We start from the raw sequence: 22,270 nt of genomic DNA, 5'->3' as shown, positions 1-22,270 counted from the left end.
CATCCCATACCTATGTCCGAAACAGCTCTTCCAGCTCCCGAAAAGACGCGCGTCATCGTCGGCATGTCCGGCGGCGTGGACTCTTCCGTTTCCGCCCTCCTGCTGATGGAGCAGGGCTACCAGGTGGAAGGCCTGTTCATGAAGAACTGGGAAGAGGACGACGGGACCGAATACTGCACCGCCCGCGAAGACCTGGCCGACGCCCAGGCCGTGTGCGACCGCATCGGCATCAAGCTGCATACCGCCAACTTCGCCGCCGAGTACTGGGACAACGTCTTCGAACACTTCCTCGAAGAGTACAAGGCCGGACGCACGCCGAACCCGGATATCCTCTGCAACCGGGAAATCAAGTTCAAGGCGTTCCTCGACTACGCGCTGTCCCTTGGTGCCGACCTGATAGCTACCGGCCACTACGTGCGCCGCCGCGATATCGACGGCCGCACCGAGCTGCTCAAGGGCCTGGATCCGAACAAGGACCAAAGCTACTTCCTCCATGCCGTCGGCGGCGAGCAGATCGCCCGCACCCTGTTCCCGGTGGGCGAACTGGAGAAGCCGGAAGTCCGCGCCATCGCCGAGAAACACGGCCTGGCCACGGCGAAGAAGAAGGACTCCACCGGCATCTGCTTCATCGGCGAGCGCCGTTTCAGCGACTTCCTCAAGCAATACCTGCCGGCCCAGCCCGGCGAGATCCAGACCACCACCGGCGAAGTCATCGGCCGCCATCACGGCCTGATGTACCACACCATCGGCCAGCGTCAGGGCCTCGGCATCGGTGGCCTGAAGGACGCAGGCGACGAACCGTGGTACGTGCTGGAAAAGGACCTGGCGCGCAATGTGCTGGTGGTCGGCCAGGGCAATGAACATCCATGGTTGTTCTCCCGCGCTCTGCTCGCCTCGGAAATCTTCTGGGTCAACCCGATCGACCTGTCGGCGCCGCGCCGCCTCACCGCCAAGGTGCGCTACCGCCAGAGCGACCAGGACTGCACCCTGGAGCGCACCGGAACCGGTTATCGGGCGGTATTCGACGAACCGCAGCGGGCCGTCACGCCCGGCCAGTCGGTGGTGTTCTACGACGGCGATATCTGCCTCGGCGGCGGCGTGATCGAAATCGCCGAACCGTGGAGCGCCCGCGGATGAACCAGACCCAGGAGCAACTGATCGCCCTCGGCGGCGTGTTCCAGGCCGCCGTACTGGTGGATCGCATTGCCCGCACCGGCACCGCCAGCGAGGCCGATGTCGGCTGCATGCTTGGCAGCCTGCTGGTACGTGACCCCAAGGACACCCTGGAAGTGTTCGGTGGAGACGATCTGAACCTGCGCGACGGCTACCGCGCCCTGGCCAGCGCCCTGGAGCGCGACCCCGGCAGCCTGCAGCGCGAACCCCTGCGCTACGCCCTGTCGATGCTCGGCCTGGAGCGTCAGCTGGCCAAGCGCGGCGACATGCTGGAAACCATCGGCAACCGCCTGCCGCAGATCCAGGCCCAGGCCGACCACTTCGGCCTGGTTCACGAAAACGTCATCGCCTCCAGCGGCGCGCTGTACCAGGATACCTTGAGCACCCTGCGCCAGCGCATCCAGGTCCATGGCGACATGCGCCATCTGCAGCAGACCAACAATGCCTCGAAGATCCGCGCCCTGCTCCTGGCCGGCATCCGTGCCGCGCGCCTTTGGCGCCAGCTCGGCGGGCATCGCTGGCAACTGGTGTTCAGCCGCCGCAAGCTGTTGCGCGAGCTCTACCCGATGCTTCGCGGCTGATAAATACCTTTTGTCAGCCACCCGACCCGGGCGCGATTTTCATGTATGATATGCGCCCTCTTAAAAGCCTGACTGTCCGAGAACACCCCATGCAGCTCTCCTCGCTCACTGCGGTTTCCCCTGTAGACGGCCGCTACGCCGGCAAAACCCAGGCCCTGCGCCCCATTTTCAGCGAATACGGCCTGATCCGTTTCCGCGCCCTGGTCGAAGTCCGCTGGCTGCAGCGTCTGGCTTCCCACCCGCAGATCGCCGAAGTCCCGGCCTTCTCCGCCGAAGCTAACGCACTGCTCGATGGCCTGGCCAATGAATTCGCCCTTGAACACGCCGAGCGCGTCAAGGAAATCGAACGCACCACCAACCACGACGTCAAGGCCATCGAATACCTGCTCAAGGAGCAGGCGGCGAAGCTGCCGGAACTGGCCAAGGTCAGCGAGTTCATCCACTTCGCCTGCACCAGCGAGGACATCAACAACCTGTCCCACGCCCTGATGCTGCGCGAAGGCCGCGATACCGTGCTGCTGCCGCTGATGCGCCAGATCGCCCAGTCGATCCGTGAGCTGGCCCACCGTTTCGCCGAAGTGCCGATGCTGTCGCGCACCCACGGCCAGCCGGCTTCGCCGACCACCCTGGGCAAGGAACTGGCCAACGTGGTCTACCGCCTGGAGCGTCAGATCGCCCAGGTTGCAGCCGTACCGCTGCTGGGCAAGATCAACGGCGCCGTGGGCAACTACAACGCCCACCTGTCGGCCTACCCGCAGATCGACTGGGAAGCCAACGCCCGCGCCTTCATCGAGGACGAGCTGGGCCTGGTGTTCAACCCCTACACCACCCAGATCGAGCCGCACGACTACATTGCCGAGCTGTTCGACGCCATCGCCCGCTTCAACACCATCCTCATCGACTTCGACCGTGACGTCTGGGGCTACATCTCGCTGGGCTACTTCAAGCAGAAGACCGTTGCCGGCGAAATCGGCTCCTCGACCATGCCGCACAAGGTCAACCCGATCGACTTCGAGAACTCCGAAGGCAACCTGGGCATCGCCAACGCCCTGTTCCAGCACCTGGCCAGCAAACTGCCAGTTTCCCGCTGGCAGCGCGACCTGACCGACTCCACCGTGTTGCGCAACCTCGGTGTCGGCTTCGCCCACAGCGTGATCGCCTACGAAGCCAGCCTGAAAGGCATCGGCAAGCTGGAAATCAACACCGCGCGCATCGCCGACGACCTGGACGCCTGCTGGGAAGTCCTGGCCGAGCCGATCCAGACCGTGATGCGTCGCTACAACATCGAAAACCCCTACGAGAAGCTCAAGGAGTTGACGCGTGGCAAGGGCATCAGCCCGGAAGCCTTGCAGACTTTCATCGAAGGCCTGGACATGCCTGCCGAGGCTCGCGAAGAGCTGAAAAAGCTCACCCCTGCCAGCTACATCGGCAACGCTGCCGAGCAAGCCAAGCGCGTCTGATCCACACTCCGCGCTTTAACGCCCGGCCGAGCCGGGCGTTTTTATTCATGAAAGAAAATTGTGTTTTTTCAATAGGTTAACCATGAATCCTGATATCCCACTGCAACTTCTCGGCGGTTTGACTGCGCGCCAGTTCATGCGCGACTACTGGCAGAAAAAACCGTTGCTGGTCCGTCAGGCCTTTACCGATTTCGAAAGCCCCATCGATGCCGACGAACTGGCCGGCCTCGCCCTGGAAGAAGAGGTCGAGTCGCGACTGGTGCTTGAACACGGCGAAACCCCGTGGGAGCTGCGCCGTGGCCCGTTCACCGAAGACACCTTCGGCACCCTGCCGGAACGCGACTGGACCCTGCTGGTGCAGTCGGTCGACCAGTTCGTCCCGGAAGTTGCCGAGCTGCTGGAGCACTTCCGCTTCCTGCCGAGCTGGCGCATCGACGACGTGATGATCAGCTTCGCCGCACCAGGCGGCAGTGTCGGCCCACACTTCGACAACTACGACGTGTTCCTGCTCCAGGGCCATGGCAAGCGCAACTGGAAAGTCGGGCAAATGTGCAATAGCGACAGCCCGCTGCTGGAACACGCCGACCTGCGCATCCTCGCCGACTTCGAGCAGAGCGACGAATGGGTACTGGAGCCGGGCGACATGCTCTACCTGCCACCGCGCCTGGCCCACTACGGCGTTGCCGAAGACAACTGCCTGACCTACTCGGTCGGCTTCCGCGCGCCAAGCGCCGCCGAGGTGCTGACCCACTTCACCGATTTCCTCGGCCAGTTCCTGACCGACGAAGAACGCTACAGCGACGCCGACGCCCAGCCGGTCAGCGACGATCCGCACCAGATCCAGCATGACGCCCTCGGTCGCCTGAAGTCCCTGCTCAACGAACACATGGGCGACGAGCGCCTGCTGCTGACCTGGTTCGGCCAGTTCATGACCGAGCCGCGCTATCCGGAACTGGTCAGCGGTGAAGAACTGAGCGAAGAAGAGCTGGTGGACAGCCTGGAACAGGGCGCGATCATCATCCGCAACCCGAGCGCACGCCTGGCCTGGTCCGAGGTGGACGATAACCTGCTGCTCTTCGCCAGCGGGCAGAGCCGCCTGCTGCCGGGCAACCTGCGTGAACTGCTGAAGCTGATCTGCTCGGCCGACGCCTTGCATATCGACAACCTGGCCGACTGGCTGGGCGACGAAGTCGGCCTGGAACTGGTTTGCCAGTTGGTCAAGCAGGGAAGCCTGGGGTTCGCCAATGAATAAGATCAAGGTCCGTCTGGCCGACTGGCACAAGGACAATGCGGACATCCGCCGCATCCGCGAGGCAGTATTCATCGCCGAGCAGAGCGTACCGCCGGAACTGGAATGGGACTCGGACGACAACCAGGCCATCCACTTCCTGGCCATGGAAGACGACTACGCCATCGGCACCGCCCGCCTGCTGCCAGACGGCCAGATCGGCCGGGTATCGGTACTCAAGGACTGGCGCGGCCTGAAAGTTGGCGACGCGTTGATGCAGGCTGCGATCGTCGAAGCGCAGAACCGCGACCTGCGCCAGCAAATGCTGACGGCACAGGTGCATGCCACGGCGTTCTACGAGCGCCTGGGGTTCCGGGTGGTCAGCGAGGAATTCCTGGAAGCGGGCATTCCTCATGTCGACATGGTGCGCGACTCGAAACCGTTGTGACCCCAATCGCTGGCAAGCCAGCTCCCACAGGGATCGTGTGTGGGAGCTGGCTCGTCGGACCGCCGCACCGCAGCGATGAGGCCCGCAAATCCACAGCAAATCCTCCCGACCGCAAACAATCTTTGCCATCATGTCCACTCCACCCGCGGAGATCATGGACATGCCGCTACGCCCCCTGCTCGCCTCCCTGCTTCTGGCCTTCAGCCTCAACGCTGTCGCTGCCACCGAAGTCCTGCCCCTGAACCACCGCACCAGCGCGGAGATCCTGCCCACGGCCCAGGCCTTCATCGGCAGGGACGGCACGGTCAGCGCCTTCGAGAACAAACTCATCGTCAAGGCCGAACCCGGCAAGATCGACGAACTTCGCACCCTTCTGCGCGATCTGGACACTGCTCCGAAACGCTTGCTGATCAGCGTCGACAACGACGACAGCAATGTTCAGGACAGCCGTGGCGATGCCCGGATAATCCACTACGGCACCGCCAATCGCGACGGTGGCCTGCAACAGGTCCAGGCCAGCGAAGGCACTCCCGCACTGATCCAGATAGGCCAGAGCATCCCCATCACCAACACCCAGACCGATAGCTACGGCCGCCTGCAAAGCCAGACCGAGTACCGCAACGTCACCCAGGGCTTCTACGTCACCGCCAGCGTCTCGGGTGAAACCGTTCACCTGGCCATCAGCACCAACAATGACCGGATGAGCCAGGAACGTCCCGATGTAGTGAAAGTACAAAGCACCGACACGAAAGTCACCGGCAGGCTGGGTGAGTGGCTCACCCTGGCAGGATTCAATCAGCAGAGTCAGGCCAACCGCTCTGCTTCGGACATCTCCTACTCCACCCAACGCGGTGAAAACATGACTTTGCGGGTAAAAGTCGACGTTCTGGACTGAACCCAGGGAAATCAAGGCCTCGACCAAAGGCCTTGAAACTGACTGAGGAGTCGCATTAGACCAAAGATGTAGTGGAGTGAAAAAACCACTACAAAACATTTGACGCCCTCGGATCGCAGAGGCATGATGGCCCCGCTCCCGCTAATCAGGGGCCCTGGCAAGGGCCTTCGGGTCGCGCTTCGATCTACCCCCGAGGCCGATTCGTGTCTGTACAGCCCACAAGGCGCGTTGGACGTGATCACGACTGGAACGAGGTTGTCCCGAGGGACGGAAGCGCATCAAACGGTACATGGCACACCCTGATCGAAGCAGCACGGCAACCACGAGCCAACCTGCCCGACGGACGCCCGCACCTGCTCACTTCCCCTCCGAGCCCCATCGTTCACCGTCGCGATTTCGCCCGACCGGACTGATTCAACGCCAGCGTTCCTGAGCTGCGAGCATTCGGTGCTGCTCCTGTACGACACAGCGCAGCCGACAGAGCGAACACTTTTCACCAAGACCTATGCGACGAGGTTTATTTCCATGGCACTGACACGCGAACAGCAAATTGCAGCCCTCGAAAAAGACTGGGCCGAGAACCCGCGCTGGAAAGGCGTGACCCGTACCTACACCGCTGCCGATGTCGTCCGTCTGCGTGGTTCGATCCAGCCAGAGCACACCCTGGCTCGCCTGGGTGCGGAAAAACTGTGGAACCTGGTGACCAAGGGCGCACACCCGTCCTTCCGCCCTGAGAAAGATTTCGTCAACTGCATGGGCGCCCTGACCGGCGGCCAGGCAGTACAGCAGGTCAAGGCCGGCATCCAGGCCATCTACCTGTCCGGCTGGCAAGTGGCTGCCGACAACAACTCGGCCGAATCCATGTACCCCGACCAGTCGCTGTACCCGGTGGATTCGGTTCCGACCGTGGTCAAGCGCATCAACAACTCGTTCCGTCGCGCCGACCAGATCCAGTGGAAAGCCGGCAAGAACCCGGGCGACGAAGGCTACATCGACTACTTCGCGCCAATCGTGGCTGACGCCGAAGCCGGTTTCGGCGGCGTACTGAACGCCTACGAACTGATGAAGAACATGATCGAGGCAGGCGCCGCCGGCGTTCACTTCGAAGACCAGCTGGCATCGGTGAAGAAGTGCGGCCACATGGGCGGCAAGGTACTGGTTCCGACCCAGGAAGCCGTACAGAAGCTGACCGCTGCCCGCCTGGCAGCCGACGTTGCCGGCGTACCGACCATCATCCTGGCCCGTACCGACGCCAACGCCGCTGACCTGCTGACCAGCGACTGCGACCCGTACGACCAGCCGTTCGTGGTCGGCGACCGCACTCCGGAAGGCTTCTACAAAGTCCGCGCCGGCCTGGACCAGGCGATCGCCCGTGGCCTGGCCTACGCTCCATACGCCGACCTGATCTGGTGCGAAACCGCCAAGCCGGACCTGGACGAGGCCCGTCGCTTCGCCGAAGCGATCAAGAAGGAATACCCGGACCAGATCCTGTCCTACAACTGCTCGCCTTCCTTCAACTGGAAGAAGAACCTGGACGACGCGACCATCGCCAAGTTCCAGCGCGAACTGTCGGCCATGGGCTACAAGCACCAGTTCATTACCCTGGCCGGTATCCACAACATGTGGCACGGCATGTTCAACCTGGCGCACGACTACGCCCGCAACGACATGACTGCCTACGTCAAGCTGCAGGAGCAAGAGTTCGCTGACGCTTCGAAGGGCTACACCTTCGTCGCCCACCAGCAGGAAGTCGGCACCGGCTACTTCGACGACATGACCACCGTGATCCAGGGTGGCAAATCTTCGGTAACCGCCCTCACCGGCTCCACCGAAGAAGAGCAGTTCCACTGATCTGACCGATCGGTGACTTTCGGGTAACACCTGCGGCCCGGGACCTGTGATGGGGTTCCGGGCCGCGGCTTTTTGCCTCACTCCTATGCAAAATTCACGGCTATGCTTGCCCGCACAGCACCGGACAAGGATAGGCCATGACCCGCCCCGCAGCGCTTTGCACCTTTGCCGTAGCCGGCTGCGCTCTCTATATATATGCAGCGAACAGCGGCGCCGCCTGGCTGGCCTTCGCGAGCAAGCCGGTGCCCGTGCTGGCCATGATCCTCTGGCTTTTCGACGCACCCGCCGGAACCTACCGGCGCTGGATCCTGATCGGCCTGGGCTTTTCGATCCTGGGCGACCTGGCCCTGGCCTGGCCAGCCGACCTGTTCATCATCGGTCTCGCCGCCTTCTTTTGCGCGCACCTGGCATACCTGCGTGCCTACCTGGATGACCAGCGAAAAACCGCCCCATGGGCACTATTGATTGCTGGCACCTGCGGCGTCGGGCTATTCACCCTGCTGGCCTGGCACGACCTGGGCGACCTGCTGGTTCCGGTGGCGGCCTATGCCCTGGTCATCAGCGCAATGCTCTGGCGCGCCCTTGCCTGCGCAGGCTTCGCCGCCATTGGCGCCATCAGCTTCGTACTGTCGGACAGCCTGATCGGCATCGACCGTTTCGTCAGCCAGTTCGGCGCAGCTCCCACGCTGATCATCCTGTTCTACTGGCTCGGGCAATGGGCGATCAGCGCTTCGGCGCAGCGCCAGCAATCCACCACACCCTTGACCCATGACCGGACGCCAGCGACCAAAAGCGTCTAGAACGCAGATTGCCGATAACTTTCAGGAAGAACGCCGATGAACTTCTTGGTTGACTTGAACAGTAGGAATAACAGCAGATCAACAAATGATATCAATTATCATTTCGAAACTTGCGATTCTTTACAGCCTGCAAGAAACATAATTAACGAAAGCGCGGCGAATCCCCGAAATACAAGGGCTACAGGGAGTTACGAGGTTTTTTTGTTCTTAATCCTACGAATAAATTTGCCGTAGAAATTTTACTTGCACCGGCTTTACCCATAAAATCAGCGCGATAGATCCAGCTGCGACATATCGTCACTGCTCCAACTCTTTTACGCTCAGAGACCACCGTGCTCTGTTAAGGATTCTCAGCATGCCCGATTCGACCGGACTGATCGCCCACAACTGGGGTTTCGCCATTTTCCTGTTGGGTGTCGTCGGCCTCTGCGCCTTCATGCTCGGCCTGTCCAGCCTGCTCGGTAGCAAGGCCTGGGGTCGCAGCAAGAACGAGCCGTTCGAATCCGGCATGCTGCCTACCGGCGGCGCCCGCCTGCGCCTGTCGGCCAAATTCTATCTGGTCGCGATGCTGTTCGTGATCTTCGATATCGAAGCCCTCTTTCTCTTTGCATGGTCTGTGTCCGTCCGCGAAAGCGGCTGGACCGGATTCGTCGAAGCTCTCGTTTTCATAGCAATTCTGTTGGCAGGTCTTGTCTACCTTTGGCGGGTCGGGGCGCTCGATTGGGCTCCCGTGGGTCGCCGCAAGCGGCAAGCGAAGCTGAAACAATGAGGCTTTGGCAATGCAATACAATCTCACCAGAATCGATCCGGACGCGCCCAACGAGCAGTACCCAATCGGAGATCGGGAAACCGTCTCCGATTCGCTGCTAGAGGACCAGGTCCACAAGAACATCTTCATGGGCAAGCTCGAGGATGTGCTCAACGGTGCGGTCAACTGGGGTCGCAAGAACTCCCTCTGGCCCTACAACTTCGGCCTTTCCTGCTGCTACGTGGAGATGACCACGGCGTTCACCGCGCCGCACGACATCGCCCGTTTCGGCGCCGAAGTGATCCGGGCATCTCCGCGTCAGGCCGACTTCATGGTCATCGCCGGCACCTGCTTCATCAAGATGGCGCCGATCATCCAGCGCCTGTATGAGCAGATGCTGGAACCGAAGTGGGTCATTTCCATGGGTTCGTGTGCCAACTCCGGTGGCATGTACGACATCTACTCGGTCGTCCAGGGGGTCGACAAGTTCCTCCCCGTGGATGTCTACGTACCTGGCTGCCCGCCTCGCCCTGAAGCATTCCTGCAAGGCCTGATGCTTCTGCAGGAGTCGATTGGCCAGGAGCGACGCCCTCTTTCCTGGGTCGTCGGCGATCAAGGCGTGTACCGCGCCGAGATGCCGGCCCAGAAAGATCTGCGTCGTGAACAGCGCATGCAGGTGACCAACCTGCGCAGCCCCGACGAAGTCTGATCCAGCGACCTGCCGCCCGTTCCCCGGAACCGGCGGCCTGGCTTCATTCTCTACGTTGACCGAAAGCGACCGAGACCATGACAGCGGACACCGCTATTTACATTCCGCCTTACAAGGCTGACGACCAGGATGTGGTCGTCGAACTGCACAACCGTTTTGGCGCCGAGGCGTTCACCGCCCAGGACACCCGCACCGGCATGCCGGTACTGTGGGTCGACCGCGCCCGCCTGATCGAAATCCTGACGTTCCTGCGCAACGTCGCCAAGCCGTACAGCATGCTGTACGACCTGCATGGCGTCGACGAGCGCCTGCGCACCCAGCGCCGCGGCCTGCCGGGCGCCGACTTCACCGTGTTCTACCACCTGCTCTCGGTGGAACGTAACAGCGACGTGATGATCAAGGTTTCCTTGAGCGAAACCGACCTGAGCGTACCGACCGTCACCGGCATCTGGCCCAACGCCAACTGGTACGAACGCGAAGTCTGGGACATGTTCGGCATCGACTTCCCGGGCCACCCGCACCTGACCCGGATCATGATGCCGCCGACCTGGGAAGGTCACCCGCTGCGCAAGGACTTCCCTGCCCGCGCCACCGAATTCGATCCGTTCACCCTGAACCTCGCCAAGCAGCAACTGGAAGAAGAAGCCGCGCGCTTCAATCCGGAAGCCTGGGGCATGAAGCGCCAGGGCGCGAACGAGGACTACATGTTCCTCAACCTTGGCCCGAACCACCCCTCGGCCCACGGTGCCTTCCGTATCGTCCTGCAACTGGACGGCGAAGAGATCGTCGACTGCGTCCCGGACATCGGCTACCACCACCGTGGCGCCGAGAAGATGGCCGAGCGCCAGTCCTGGCATAGCTTCATCCCGTACACCGACCGTATCGACTACCTCGGCGGGGTGATGAACAACCTGCCGTACGTCCTTGCCGTCGAGAAGCTGGCCGGGATCAAGGTGCCGCAGAAGGTCGATACCATCCGCGTCATGCTTGCCGAGTTCTTCCGCATCACCAGCCACCTGCTGTTCCTGGGGACCTACATCCAGGACGTCGGTGCCATGACCCCGGTGTTCTTCACCTTCACCGACCGTCAGCGCGCCTACACCGTGATCGAAGCCATCACCGGCTTCCGTCTGCACCCGGCCTGGTACCGCATCGGTGGCGTCGCCCACGACCTGCCGCGCGGCTGGGACAAACTGGTCAAGGACTTCGTCGAATGGCTGCCCAAGCGCCTGGACGAGTACGAAAAGGCCGCGCTGAAGAACAGCATCCTGAAGGGCCGCACCATCGGCGTTGCCCAGTACAACACCAAGGAAGCACTGGCCTGGGGCGTTACCGGTGCCGGCCTGCGGGCCACCGGCCTGGACTTCGACCTGCGCAAGGCGCGTCCTTACTCCGGCTACGAGAACTTCGAGTTCGAAGTGCCGCTGGCCCACAACGGCGATGCCTATGATCGCTGCATGGTCCGTGTCGAGGAGATGCGCCAGAGTATCCGCATCATCGACCAGTGCCTGCGCAACATGCCGGAAGGCCCGTACAAGGCGGACCATCCGCTGACCACGCCGCCACCGAAAGAGCGCACCCTGCAGCACATCGAAACCCTGATCACCCACTTCCTGCAGGTTTCGTGGGGCCCGGTCATGCCGGCCAACGAATCCTTCCAGATGATCGAGGCGACCAAGGGCATCAACAGTTACTACCTGACGAGCGACGGCGGCACCATGAGCTACCGCACCCGGATTCGCACGCCGAGCTACCCGCACCTGCAGCAGATCCCGTCGGTGATCCGCGGCAGCATGGTCGCGGACCTCATCGCGTACCTGGGCAGTATCGACTTCGTTATGGCTGACGTGGACCGCTAAGCATGAACAGCACGCTTATCCAGACTGACCGTTTCGTCCTGAGCGAAACCGAACGCTCGGCCATCGAGCACGAGATGCATCACTACGAGGACCCGCGCGCGGCGTCCATCGAAGCCCTGAAGATCGTCCAGAAGCAACGCGGCTGGGTGCCGGACGGCGCCATCCATGCGATCGGCGAGATCCTCGGCATTCCCGCCAGCGACGTCGAGGGCGTGGCCACCTTCTACAGCCAGATCTTCCGCCAGCCTGTCGGCCGCCACATCATCCGCGTGTGCGACAGCATGGTCTGCTACATCGGCGGCCACGAGTCCGTGGTCGGCCAGATCCAGAGCGAGCTGGGCATCGGCCTGGGCCAGACCACCGCCGACGGCCGCTTCACCTTGCTTCCGGTGTGCTGCCTGGGCAACTGCGACAAGGCCCCGGCGCTGATGATCGACGACGACACCTTCGGCGACGTGCAGCCAGCCGGTGTCGCCAAATTGCTGGAGGGTTACGTATGACCATCACTTCCTTCGGCCCGGCCAACCGCATCGCGCGCAGTGCCGAGACCCATCCGCTGACCTGGCGCCTGCGCGACGACGGCGAGCCGGTGTGGCTCGACGAGTACCAGGCCAAGAACGGCTACGCCGCCGCCCGTACCGCACTGGCGCAGATGTCCCAGGACGATATCGTCCAGACGGTCAAGGACTCCGGCCTCAAGGGCCGCGGCGGCGCAGGCTTCCCCACCGGTGTGAAGTGGGGCCTGATGCCGAAAGACGAATCCATGAACATCCGCTACCTGCTGTGCAACGCGGACGAAATGGAGCCCAACACCTGGAAGGACCGCATGCTGATGGAGCAACAGCCCCATCTGCTGGTCGAGGGCATGCTGATCAGCGCCCGCGCCCTCAAGGCCTACCGCGGCTACATCTTCCTGCGTGGCGAATACACCACGGCCGCGCGCAACCTGAACCGCGCCATCGACGAAGCCAAGGCCGCCGGCCTGCTGGGCAAGAACATCCTCGGCAGCGGCTTCGATTTCGAGCTGTTCGTGCACACCGGTGCCGGCCGCTACATCTGCGGTGAAGAAACCGCCCTGATCAACTCGCTGGAAGGCCGCCGCGCCAACCCGCGCTCCAAACCGCCCTTCCCTGCCGCCGTGGGCGTGTGGGGCAAGCCGACCTGCGTCAACAACGTCGAGACCCTGTGCAACGTCCCGGCCATCGTCGGCAACGGCGTCGACTGGTACAAATCGCTGGCCCGCGAAGGCAGCGAAGACCACGGCACCAAGCTGATGGGCTTCTCCGGCAAGGTGAAGAACCCGGGCCTGTGGGAACTGCCATTCGGCGTCACCGCCCGCGAGCTGTTCGAAGACTACGCCGGTGGCATGCGCGACGGTTACACGCTCAAGTGCTGGCAGCCAGGCGGAGCCGGTACCGGCTTCCTGCTTCCCGAACACCTGGATGCACAAATGTACGCCGGCGGCATCGCCAAGGTGGGCACCCGGATGGGTACCGGCCTGGCCATGGCGGTGGACGACAGCATCAGCATGGTCTCCCTGCTGCGCAACATGGAAGAGTTCTTCGCCCGCGAGTCCTGCGGCTGGTGCACCCCGTGCCGCGACGGCCTGCCATGGAGCGTGAAGATGCTGCGTGCCCTGGAAAAAGGCCAAGGCAAGCGCGAGGACATCGACACCCTGCTGCAACTGGTGAACTTCCTCGGCCCTGGCCGCACCTTCTGTGCTCACGCACCAGGTGCCGTCGAGCCGCTGGGCAGTGCCATCAAATATTTCCGCTCCGAGTTCGAGGCCGGTGTCGCCGCCAATCCTGGTGGCGAAATCCTGCGCCCGAACCTGGCGCAGCCGATTGTGGTCGGCGCATAACAAGATGAAAAAGCGGGTGGTCCGTGCCATCCGCCAGCCACGCAGGCTCGCCCGATCGATTCGCGCGGGCCGCGGGTACACCGATTTCCATTAGCCACACCCGCTCACGCGGGCCAACGAAGAACTTTGAACCATGGCCACTATCCACGTAGACGGCAAAGCGCTCGAAGTCAATGGTGCGGACAACCTGTTACAGGCTTGTCTGTCGCTCGGCCTCGACATCCCCTATTTCTGCTGGCACCCGGCGCTCGGTAGCGTCGGCGCCTGTCGCCAGTGCGCGGTCAAGCAGTACACCGACGAGAACGACACCCGTGGTCGCATCGTCATGTCCTGCATGACCCCCGCCTCCGACGGCACCTGGATTTCCATCGACGACGAAGAATCCAAGGCGTTCCGCGCCAGCGTCGTCGAATGGCTGATGACCAACCACCCGCACGACTGCCCGGTCTGCGAGGAAGGCGGTCATTGCCACCTGCAGGACATGACGGTAATGACCGGCCACAACGAGCGCCGCTACCGTTTCACCAAGCGTACCCACCAGAACCAGGACCTCGGCCCGTTCATCGCCCACGAGATGAACCGCTGCATCGCCTGCTATCGCTGCGTGCGCTACTACAAGGACTACGCCGGCGGTACCGACCTGGGCGTCTATGGTGCCCATGACAACGTCTATTTCGGACGCGTCGAGGACGGTGTGCTGGAGAGCGAGTTCTCCGGCAACCTGACCGAGGTCTGCCCGACCGGTGTATTCACCGACAAGACCCACTCCGAGCGCTACAACCGCAAGTGGGACATGCAGTTCGCCCCGAGCATCTGCCATGGCTGCTCCAGCGGCTGCAACATCAGCCCCGGTGAACGCTACGGTGAATTGCGCCGGATCGAAAACCGCTTCAACGGCTCGGTGAACCAGTACTTCCTCTGCGACCGCGGCCGCTTCGGCTACGGTTACGTCAACCGTACCGACCGCCCACGCCAGCCGCTGCTGGCCGACGGCACCAAGCTCAGCGTGGACGCTGCCCTGGACAAGGCCGCCGAACTGCTGCGCGGCCGCAACATCGTCGGTATCGGCTCGCCCCGCGCCAGCCTGGAAAGCAACTATGGCCTGCGCGAGCTGGTCGGTGCCGAGCATTTCTACTGCGGCATGGAAGCGTCCGAACTGGAGCGCGTGCGCCTGGTCCTGCAGGTGCTGAACGACAGCCCGCTGCCAGTCCCGACCCTGCGCGACATCGAGGACCACGACGCCGTGTTCGTCCTCGGCGAAGACCTGACCCAGACCGCTGCCCGCGTCGCCCTGGCCGTGCGCCAGGCCACCAAGGGCAAGGCCGAGGCCATGGCCGAAGCGATGAAAGTCCAGCCATGGCTCGATGCCGCGGTGAAGAACATCGGCCAGCACGCCCTGTACCCGCTGTTCATCGCCAGCCTGGCCGAAACCAAGCTCGATGACGTTGCCGAAGAATGCGTGCATGCCGCGCCGGACGACCTGGCCCGCCTCGGTTTCGCCGTGGCCCACGCCATCGACCCGAGCGCCCCGGCGGTCGAAGGCCTGGACAGCGAAGCAGCCGAACTGGCCAAGCGCATCGCCGATGCCCTGGTGGCCGCCAAGCGTCCGCTGGTCGTCTCCGGTGGATCGCTCGGTTCCAAGGCGCTGATCGAAGCCGCCGCCAACATCGCCAAGGCCCTCAAGCTGCGTGACAAGGCCGGCTCGCTGAGCCTGGTGGTTCCGGAAGCCAACAGCATCGGCATGGCCATGTTCGGTGGCGACTCGGTGGATGCCGCGCTGGACGCGGTGATCGCCGGCAAGGCCGATGCCATCGTCGTGCTGGAAAACGACCTGTACAGCCGCGTCCCGGCCGCCAAGGTCGATGCCGCCTTCGCCGCGGCCAAGGTGATCATCGTCGCCGACCACTCCAAGACCGCGACCAGCGACCGTGCCCACCTGGTGCTGCCGGCCGCCACCTTCGCCGAAGGCGACGGTACCCTGGTCAGCCAGGAAGGCCGCGCCCAGCGCTTCTTCCAGGTGTTCGATCCAACCTACTTGGACAGCAGCATCCTGGTTCATGAAGGCTGGCGCTGGATGCACGCCCTGCGCGCAACGCTGTTGAACAAGCCGGTGGACTGGACCCAACTGGACCACGTCACCAGCGCCTGCGCCAGCGTTGCCCCGCAACTGGCCGGCATCGTCAACGCCGCACCGTCCGCTGCGTTCCGCATCAAGGGCCTGAAGCTGGCCCGCGAACCGCTGCGCTATTCCGGTCGTACCGCCATGCGCGCCAATATCAGCGTGCACGAGCCACGTACCCCGCAGGACCAGGACACCGCCTTCGCCTTCTCCATGGAAGGCTACTCGGGCTCCGCCGAACCGCGCTCGCAAGTGCCGTTCGCCTGGTCGCCAGGCTGGAACTCGCCGCAAGCCTGGAACAAGTTCCAGGACGAGGTCGGTGGTCACCTGCGCGCAGGCGACCCGGGCACCCGCCTGATCGAGTCCCAGGGCGATCGCCTGCAGTGGTTCGCCAGCGTACCGGGCGCCTTCGCCCCGGCCCGCGGCACCTGGCAGGTGGTGCCGTTCTACCACCTGTTCGGCAGCGAGGAGACTTCTTCCCGCGCGGCGCCGGTGCAAGAGCGCATTCCGCAGCCTTACGTTGCGCTGGCCAAGTCGGAAGCCGACCGCCTGGGCGTCAACGACGGCGCCCTGCTCAGCCTGAACGTAGCCGGCCAGACCCTGCGCCTGCCGCTGCGCATCAATGAAGAACTGGGCGCTGGCCTGGTCGCCTTGCCGAAAGGCCTGGCCGGTATTCCGCCAGCCATCTTCGGTGCATCCGTCGAAGGCCTGCAGGAGGCAGCACAATGACCTGGTTCACCCCCGAAGTGATCGATGTGATCATCGCCGTCGTCAAGGCCGTCGTGGTCCTGCTGGCGGTGGTGGTCTGCGGCGCGCTGCTCAGCTTCATCGAGCGGCGCCTGCTGGGCTGGTGGCAGGACCGTTACGGTCCGAACCGCGTCGGCCCGTTCGGCATGTTCCAGATCGCTGCCGACATGCTGAAGATGTTCTTCAAGGAAGACTGGAACCCGCCCTTCGTCGACCGCATGATCTTCACCCTGGCACCGGTGGTGGCGATGAGCGCCCTGCTGATCGCCTTCGTGATCATCCCGATCACCCCGACCTGGGGTGTCGCGGACCTGAACATCGGCCTGCTGTTCTTCTTCGCCATGGCCGGCCTGTCGGTCTACGCCGTGCTCTTCGCCGGCTGGTCGTCGAACAACAAGTACGCCCTGCTCGGCAGCCTGCGCGCCTCGGCCCAGACCGTGTCCTATGAAGTGTTCATGGGCCTGGCGCTGATGGGCGTGGTGGTCCAGGTCGGCTCCTTCAACATGCGCGACATCGTCGAGTACCAGGCGCAGAACCTGTGGTTCATCATTCCGCAGTTCTTCGGCTTCTGTACCTTCTTCATCGCCGGCGTGGCCGTGACCCACCGTCACCCCTTCGACCAGCCGGAAGCGGAACAGGAACTGGCCGACGGCTACCACATCGAGTATGCCGGCATGAAGTGGGGCATGTTCTTCGTCGGCGAGTACATCGGCATCATCCTGGTGTCGGCGCTGCTGGTGACCCTGTTCTTCGGCGGCTGGCACGGCCCGTTCGATCTGCTGCCGCAGGTCCCGTTCCTGTGGTTCGCCCTGAAGACCGGTTTCTTCATCATGCTGTTCATCCTGCTGCGCGCCTCGATCCCGCGCCCGCGCTATGACCAGGTGATGGACTTCAGCTGGAAGTTCTGCCTGCCGCTGACCCTGCTCAATTTGCTGGTGACCGCTGCGATCGTGTTGCTCAACACGCCAGCTGTTGCGGCCCAGTGAGGATCTGACCCATGTTCAAATATATTGGCGACATCGTGAAGGGCACCGGCACCCAGCTGCGCAGCCTGGTGATGGTGTTCTCCCACGGGTTCCGCAAGCGCGACACCCTGCAATACCCGGAAGAGCCGGTCTACCTGCCGCCCCGCTACCGTGGCCGCATCGTCCTGACCCGCGACCCCGATGGCGAAGAGCGCTGCGTAGCGTGCAACCTGTGTGCCGTGGCCTGCCCGGTGGGTTGCATCTCGCTGCAGAAAGCCGAAACGGAAGACGGACGCTGGTATCCGGAGTTCTTCCGCATCAACTTCTCGCGCTGCATTTTCTGCGGCCTCTGCGAGGAAGCCTGCCCGACCACCGCGATCCAGCTCACTCCGGATTTCGAAATGGCCGAGTTCAAACGTCAGGACCTGGTGTACGAGAAAGAAGATCTGCTGATCTCCGGCCCCGGCAAGAATCCCGACTACAACTTCTACCGTGTTGCAGGTATGGCCGTTGCCGGCAAGCCGAAGGGCGCCGCGCAGAACGAAGCCGAGCCGATCAACGTGAAGAGCTTGCTCCCTTAAGGAAGAAAGATGGAATTCGCTTTCTATTTCGCATCCGGCGTTGCCGTGGTGTCCACCCTGCGGGTGATCACCAATACCAACCCCGTGCACGCCCTGCTCTACCTGATCATTTCCCTGATCGCCGTGGCGATGACCTTCTTCGCACTCGGCGCGCCGTTCGCCGGTGCCCTGGAAGTGATTGCCTACGCCGGCGCCATCATGGTGCTGTTCGTCTTCGTGGTTATGATGCTCAACCTGGGCCCGGCGTCGGTCGCCCAGGAGCGCGGCTGGCTGACCCCGGGCATCTGGCTCGGCCCGGTCGTGCTGGCCGGCCTGTTGCTGGCCGAACTGCTCTATGTGCTGTTCAGCACCGAGAGCGGCGCTGCCATCGGCCACACCACCGTCGACGCCAAGGCGGTCGGCATCAGCCTGTTTGGTCCTTACCTGCTGGTGGTGGAACTGGCCTCCATGCTGCTGCTCGCAGCGGCGGTCACGGCCTTCCACGTCGGCCGCAACGAGGCGAAGGAGTAATCACATGCCTGCAATCCCGTTAGAACACGGCCTGGCCGTCGCCGGCATCCTGTTCAGCCTCGGTCTGGTCGGCCTGATGGTCCGCCGCAACATTCTCTTCGTACTCATGAGTCTGGAAATCATGATGAACGCCTCGGCACTGGCGTTCATCGTCGCGGGCGCCCGCTGGGCCCAGCCGGATGGACAGGTGATGTTCATCCTGGTGATCAGCCTGGCAGCGGCCGAGGCCAGTATCGGCCTGGCGATCCTGCTGCAGCTGTATCGCCGCTTCCACACTCTCGATATCGATGCAGCCAGTGAGATGCGCGGATGAACCTTCTCTTCCTGACTTTCGTATTCCCCCTGATCGGCTTCCTGCTGCTGTCGTTCTCCCGCGGTCGTTTCTCGGAGAACCTCTCGGCGCTGATCGGTGTCGGTTCGGTCGGCCTGTCGGCAATCGTTGCCGCCTGGGTGATCTGGCAGTTCAACGTGGCGCCGCCGGAAAACGGCGTGTACACCCAACTGCTGTGGCAGTGGATGTCGGTCGACGGCTTCGCCCCGTCCTTCACCCTGCACCTGGACGGCCTGTCGGTGACCATGCTCGGCGTGGTGGTCGGCGTCGGCTTCCTGATCCACCTGTTCGCGTCCTGGTACATGCGTGGCGAAGCGGGCTACTCGCGCTTCTTCTCCTACACCAACCTGTTCATCGCCAGCATGTTGTTCCTGATCCTGGGCGACAACCTGCTGTTCATCTACTTCGGTTGGGAAGGCGTGGGCCTGTGCTCGTACCTGTTGATCGGTTTCTACTACAGCAACCGCAACAACGGTAACGCCGCGCTGAAGGCCTTCATCGTTACCCGTATCGGCGACGTGTTCATGGCCATCGGCCTGTTCATCCTGTTCCAGCAGCTCGGCACCCTGAACATCCAGGAACTGCTGGTGCTGGCCCCGCAGAAGTTCCAGGCGGGCGATACCTGGATGGTCCTGGCGACCCTGATGCTGCTCGGCGGTGCGGTCGGTAAATCGGCCCAGCTGCCGCTGCAGACCTGGCTGGCCGACGCGATGGCCGGTCCGACCCCGGTTTCGGCACTGATCCACGCCGCAACCATGGTCACCGCGGGCGTCTACCTGATCGCCCGTACTCACGGCCTGTTCCTGCTGGCGCCGGACGTGCTGCACCTGGTCGGCGTGGTCGGCGGTGTCACCCTGGTCCTGGCCGGCTTCGCCGCCCTGGTACAGACCGACATCAAGCGGATCCTCGCCTACTCCACCATGAGCCAGATCGGCTACATGTTCCTCGCCCTCGGCGTTGGCGCATGGGACGCAGCGATCTTCCACCTGATGACCCACGCCTTCTTCAAGGCCCTGCTGTTCCTTGCCTCCGGTGCGGTGATCGTTGCCTGCCACCACGAGCAGAACATCTTCAAGATGGGCGGCCTGTGGAAGAAACTGCCGCTGGCCTACGCCAGCTTCGTGGTCGGTGGTGCCGCCCTGGCCGCCCTGCCGTTGGTCACCGTGGGCTTCTACTCCAAGGACGAGATCCTCTGGGAAGCCTTCGCCAGTGGTAACACCGGCCTGCTGTATGCCGGCCTGGTCGGTGCCTTCATGACCTCGCTGTACACCTTCCGCCTGATCTTCATCGCCTTCCACGGCGAAGCCAAGACCGAGGCCCATGCCGGCCACGGCATCTCCCACTGGCTGCCGCTGGGCGTGCTGATCGTCCTGTCGACCTTCGTCGGCGCCTGGATCCACCCACCGCTGGCCGGCGTACTGCCGGAAAGCGCGGGCCATGCCGGCGGCGAAGCCAAGCACAGCCTGGAAATCGCCTCGGGCGCCATCGCCATCGCCGGTATCCTGCTGTCGGCCCTGCTGTTCCTTGGCAAGCGCCGCTTCGTGACCGCCGTTGCCAACAGCGGCATCGGTCGCCTGCTCTCGGCCTGGTGGTTCGCGGCCTGGGGCTTCGACTGGATCTACGACAAGCTGTTCGTAAAACCCTACCTGCTGATCAGCCACATCCTGCGCAAGGACCCGGTGGACCGCACCATCGGCCTGATCCCGCGCATGGCCCGTGGCGGCCACGCCGCCATGAGCAAGACCGAAACCGGTCAGCTGCGCTGGTACACCGCGTCCATCGCCGTAGGTGCCGTACTGGTACTCGGCGCTGTCCTGATGGCTGCGGTCTGATATGAACCTTGCGACTTTGCGAAAGGAATTGAGCCCGTCATGATTTTGCCTTGGCTGATCCTGATCCCCTTCATCGGCGGCCTGCTGTGCTGGCTGGGTGAGCGCTTCGGCGCCACCCTGCCGCGCTGGATCGCGCTGCTGACCATGTCCCTGCTCCTTGGTATCGGCCTCTGGCTGTGGGCCAACGGGGACTACACCCTCGCCCCTGCCCCGGGCGCCGATCCACAGTGGACCGTCGAGTTCAAGGTCCTCTGGATCGAGCGCTTCGGCATCAGCCTGCACCTGGCCCTCGATGGCCTGTCGCTGCTGATGATCCTGCTGACCGGCCTGCTCGGCGTGCTGTCCGTGCTCTGCTCGTGGAAAGAGATCCAGCGCCACGTCGGCTTCTTCCACCTCAACCTGATGTGGATCCTCGGCGGCGTGGTCGGCGTGTTCCTCGCCCTCGATCTGTTCCTGTTCTTCTTCTTCTGGGAAATGATGCTGGTGCCGATGTATTTCCTCATCGCGCTCTGGGGTCACAGCTCCTCCGACGGCAAGAAGACCCGGATCTACGCTGCAACCAAGTTCTTCATCTTCACCCAGGCCAGCGGCCTGATCATGCTGGTGGCGATCCTTGGCCTGGTGCTGGTCAACTTCAACAACACCGGCGTGATCACCTTCGACTACAGCCAGCTGCTCAAGGCCGAGCTGCCGGCCGGTACCGAGTACCTGCTGATGCTGGGCTTCTTCATCGCCTTCGCGGTGAAGCTGCCGGTGGTGCCGTTCCACTCCTGGCTGCCTGATGCTCACGCCCAGGCCCCGACCGCCGGTTCCGTCGACCTCGCCGGTATCCTGCTGAAGACCGCGGCCTACGGCCTGCTGCGTTTCGCCCTGCCGCTGTTCCCGAATGCCTCGGCGGAGTTCGCACCGGTCGCCATGACCCTGGGCCTGATCGGCATCTTCTACGGCGCCTTCCTGGCCTTCGCCCAGACCGATATCAAGCGCCTGATCGCGTTCTCCAGCGTTTCGCACATGGGCTTCGTGCTGATCGGCATCTACTCCGGCAGCCAGCAGGCACTGCAGGGCGCGGTGATCCAGATGCTGGCCCACGGCCTGTCGGCCGCCGCGCTGTTCATCCTCAGTGGCCAGCTGTACGAGCGCCTGCACACCCGTGACATGCGCCAGATGGGCGGCCTGTGGCACCGCATCGCCTACCTGCCGGCCATCAGCCTGTTCTTCGCGGCGGCTTCGCTGGGCCTGCCGGGCACCGGCAACTTCGTCGGCGAATTCCTGATCCTGATCGGCAGCTTCGTCAGTGCCCCGTGGGTCACCGTCATCGCGACGTCCGGCCTGGTGTTCGGCTCGGTCTACTCGCTGATCATGATCCATCGCGCGTACTTCGGTCCGGCCAAATCGGAAGAAGTCCTGGCCGGCATGGACAGCCGCGAAATGATCATGGTGCTGGGCCTGGCGGTCCTGCTGATCGTGCTGGGCGTCTACCCGCAGCCGTTCCTCGACACTTCCGCCGCCACCATGAGCGGTGTGCAGCAATGGCTCGGCTCCGCCTTCACTCAACTCGCTTCGGCCCGGTAA

At 63.3% G+C, this 22,270-nt stretch carries 20 protein-coding genes; all 20 read left to right on the top strand.

Features of this window, described 5'->3' with window-relative positions; all coding sequences use genetic code 11:
- Positions 1 to 12: 12 nt before the first annotated feature.
- The 20 genes from mnmA to nuoM all read left to right on the top strand — a co-directional run bounded on the left by mnmA (position 13) and on the right by nuoM (position 22,270).
- Positions 13 to 1,137: a tRNA 2-thiouridine(34) synthase MnmA gene (mnmA, locus tag ACPFMA_RS10270; RefSeq protein ID WP_064303263.1), complete on the top strand. Its 1,125-nt coding sequence runs from the start codon at positions 13 to 15 to the stop codon at positions 1,135 to 1,137.
- Positions 1,134 to 1,754, top strand: coding sequence for a high frequency lysogenization protein HflD (hflD, locus tag ACPFMA_RS10265; RefSeq protein WP_064303262.1), 621 nt, complete (start codon positions 1,134 to 1,136; stop codon positions 1,752 to 1,754). Before mnmA ends, hflD begins: the two co-directional genes overlap by 4 nt.
- Positions 1,755 to 1,843: 89 nt before the next feature.
- A complete protein-coding gene (gene purB / locus ACPFMA_RS10260) occupies positions 1,844 to 3,214 on the top strand; it encodes an adenylosuccinate lyase (protein WP_009400977.1) in 1,371 nt (456 codons plus the stop codon).
- A gap of 82 nt (positions 3,215 to 3,296) precedes the next feature.
- Positions 3,297 to 4,466: a cupin domain-containing protein gene (locus tag ACPFMA_RS10255; protein WP_009400978.1), complete on the top strand. Its 1,170-nt coding sequence runs from the start codon at positions 3,297 to 3,299 to the stop codon at positions 4,464 to 4,466.
- The gene (locus ACPFMA_RS10250) at positions 4,459 to 4,890 is read left to right on the top strand and encodes a GNAT family N-acetyltransferase (protein WP_279897289.1); all 432 of its coding nucleotides are present in this window, start codon (positions 4,459 to 4,461) and stop codon (positions 4,888 to 4,890) included. Before ACPFMA_RS10255 ends, ACPFMA_RS10250 begins: the two co-directional genes overlap by 8 nt.
- A gap of 130 nt (positions 4,891 to 5,020) precedes the next feature.
- Entirely contained in the window at positions 5,021 to 5,785 is a 765-nt protein-coding gene (locus ACPFMA_RS10245; protein ID WP_425930097.1) for a secretin N-terminal domain-containing protein, read from the top strand.
- A gap of 525 nt (positions 5,786 to 6,310) precedes the next feature.
- A complete protein-coding gene (gene aceA, locus ACPFMA_RS10240) occupies positions 6,311 to 7,636 on the top strand; it encodes an isocitrate lyase (RefSeq protein ID WP_064303259.1) in 1,326 nt (441 codons plus the stop codon).
- 137 nt (positions 7,637 to 7,773) lie between these two features.
- The gene (locus tag ACPFMA_RS10235; RefSeq protein ID WP_064303258.1) at positions 7,774 to 8,436 is read left to right on the top strand and encodes a lysoplasmalogenase; all 663 of its coding nucleotides are present in this window, start codon (positions 7,774 to 7,776) and stop codon (positions 8,434 to 8,436) included.
- Positions 8,437 to 8,791: 355 nt separating this feature from the next.
- Positions 8,792 to 9,205, top strand: coding sequence for an NADH-quinone oxidoreductase subunit A (locus ACPFMA_RS10230; protein ID WP_009400986.1), 414 nt, complete (start codon positions 8,792 to 8,794; stop codon positions 9,203 to 9,205).
- Positions 9,206 to 9,215: 10 nt separating this feature from the next.
- Complete coding sequence (locus ACPFMA_RS10225) at positions 9,216 to 9,893, top strand: NADH-quinone oxidoreductase subunit B (RefSeq protein ID WP_064303257.1); 678 nt, start codon at positions 9,216 to 9,218, stop codon at positions 9,891 to 9,893.
- A 77-nt stretch (positions 9,894 to 9,970) separates the two neighbouring features.
- Positions 9,971 to 11,752: an NADH-quinone oxidoreductase subunit C/D gene (gene nuoC, locus ACPFMA_RS10220; RefSeq protein WP_009400988.1), complete on the top strand. Its 1,782-nt coding sequence runs from the start codon at positions 9,971 to 9,973 to the stop codon at positions 11,750 to 11,752.
- 2 nt (positions 11,753 to 11,754) lie between these two features.
- Positions 11,755 to 12,252, top strand: coding sequence for an NADH-quinone oxidoreductase subunit NuoE (gene nuoE, locus ACPFMA_RS10215; RefSeq protein WP_009400989.1), 498 nt, complete (start codon positions 11,755 to 11,757; stop codon positions 12,250 to 12,252).
- Positions 12,249 to 13,613 (top strand): NADH-quinone oxidoreductase subunit NuoF, encoded by a 1,365-nt coding sequence (gene nuoF, locus ACPFMA_RS10210; protein WP_425930096.1) that lies wholly within the window; start codon positions 12,249 to 12,251, stop codon positions 13,611 to 13,613. Before nuoE ends, nuoF begins: the two co-directional genes overlap by 4 nt.
- A 133-nt stretch (positions 13,614 to 13,746) precedes the next feature.
- Positions 13,747 to 16,461 (top strand): NADH-quinone oxidoreductase subunit NuoG, encoded by a 2,715-nt coding sequence (nuoG, locus tag ACPFMA_RS10205; RefSeq protein WP_064303256.1) that lies wholly within the window; start codon positions 13,747 to 13,749, stop codon positions 16,459 to 16,461.
- Positions 16,458 to 17,465 carry an NADH-quinone oxidoreductase subunit NuoH gene (gene nuoH, locus ACPFMA_RS10200; protein ID WP_009400992.1) on the top strand — a complete coding sequence of 336 codons (1,008 nt, stop codon included), beginning with the start codon at positions 16,458 to 16,460 and terminating at the stop codon, positions 17,463 to 17,465. Before nuoG ends, nuoH begins: the two co-directional genes overlap by 4 nt.
- Before the next feature lie 11 nt (positions 17,466 to 17,476).
- Complete coding sequence (nuoI, locus tag ACPFMA_RS10195) at positions 17,477 to 18,025, top strand: NADH-quinone oxidoreductase subunit NuoI (protein WP_009400993.1); 549 nt, start codon at positions 17,477 to 17,479, stop codon at positions 18,023 to 18,025.
- A 9-nt stretch (positions 18,026 to 18,034) separates the two neighbouring features.
- Positions 18,035 to 18,535 (top strand): NADH-quinone oxidoreductase subunit J, encoded by a 501-nt coding sequence (gene nuoJ, locus ACPFMA_RS10190; protein ID WP_064303255.1) that lies wholly within the window; start codon positions 18,035 to 18,037, stop codon positions 18,533 to 18,535.
- A 4-nt stretch (positions 18,536 to 18,539) separates the two neighbouring features.
- Positions 18,540 to 18,848, top strand: coding sequence for an NADH-quinone oxidoreductase subunit NuoK (nuoK, locus tag ACPFMA_RS10185; protein ID WP_009400996.1), 309 nt, complete (start codon positions 18,540 to 18,542; stop codon positions 18,846 to 18,848).
- Positions 18,845 to 20,698 (top strand): NADH-quinone oxidoreductase subunit L, encoded by a 1,854-nt coding sequence (gene nuoL / locus ACPFMA_RS10180; RefSeq protein WP_009400997.1) that lies wholly within the window; start codon positions 18,845 to 18,847, stop codon positions 20,696 to 20,698. Before nuoK ends, nuoL begins: the two co-directional genes overlap by 4 nt.
- Before the next feature lie 39 nt (positions 20,699 to 20,737).
- On the top strand, positions 20,738 to 22,270 hold the full coding sequence (gene nuoM / locus ACPFMA_RS10175) for an NADH-quinone oxidoreductase subunit M (RefSeq protein WP_425930095.1): 1,533 nt from the start codon (positions 20,738 to 20,740) through the stop codon (positions 22,268 to 22,270).

The organism is Pseudomonas sp. NyZ201 (assembly GCF_049860765.1).
Lineage (GTDB): Bacteria > Pseudomonadota > Gammaproteobacteria > Pseudomonadales > Pseudomonadaceae > Aquipseudomonas > Aquipseudomonas bharatica.
Note: the sequence above shows the minus strand (reverse complement) of the source record. Positions and strands in the feature narration are given on the sequence as shown.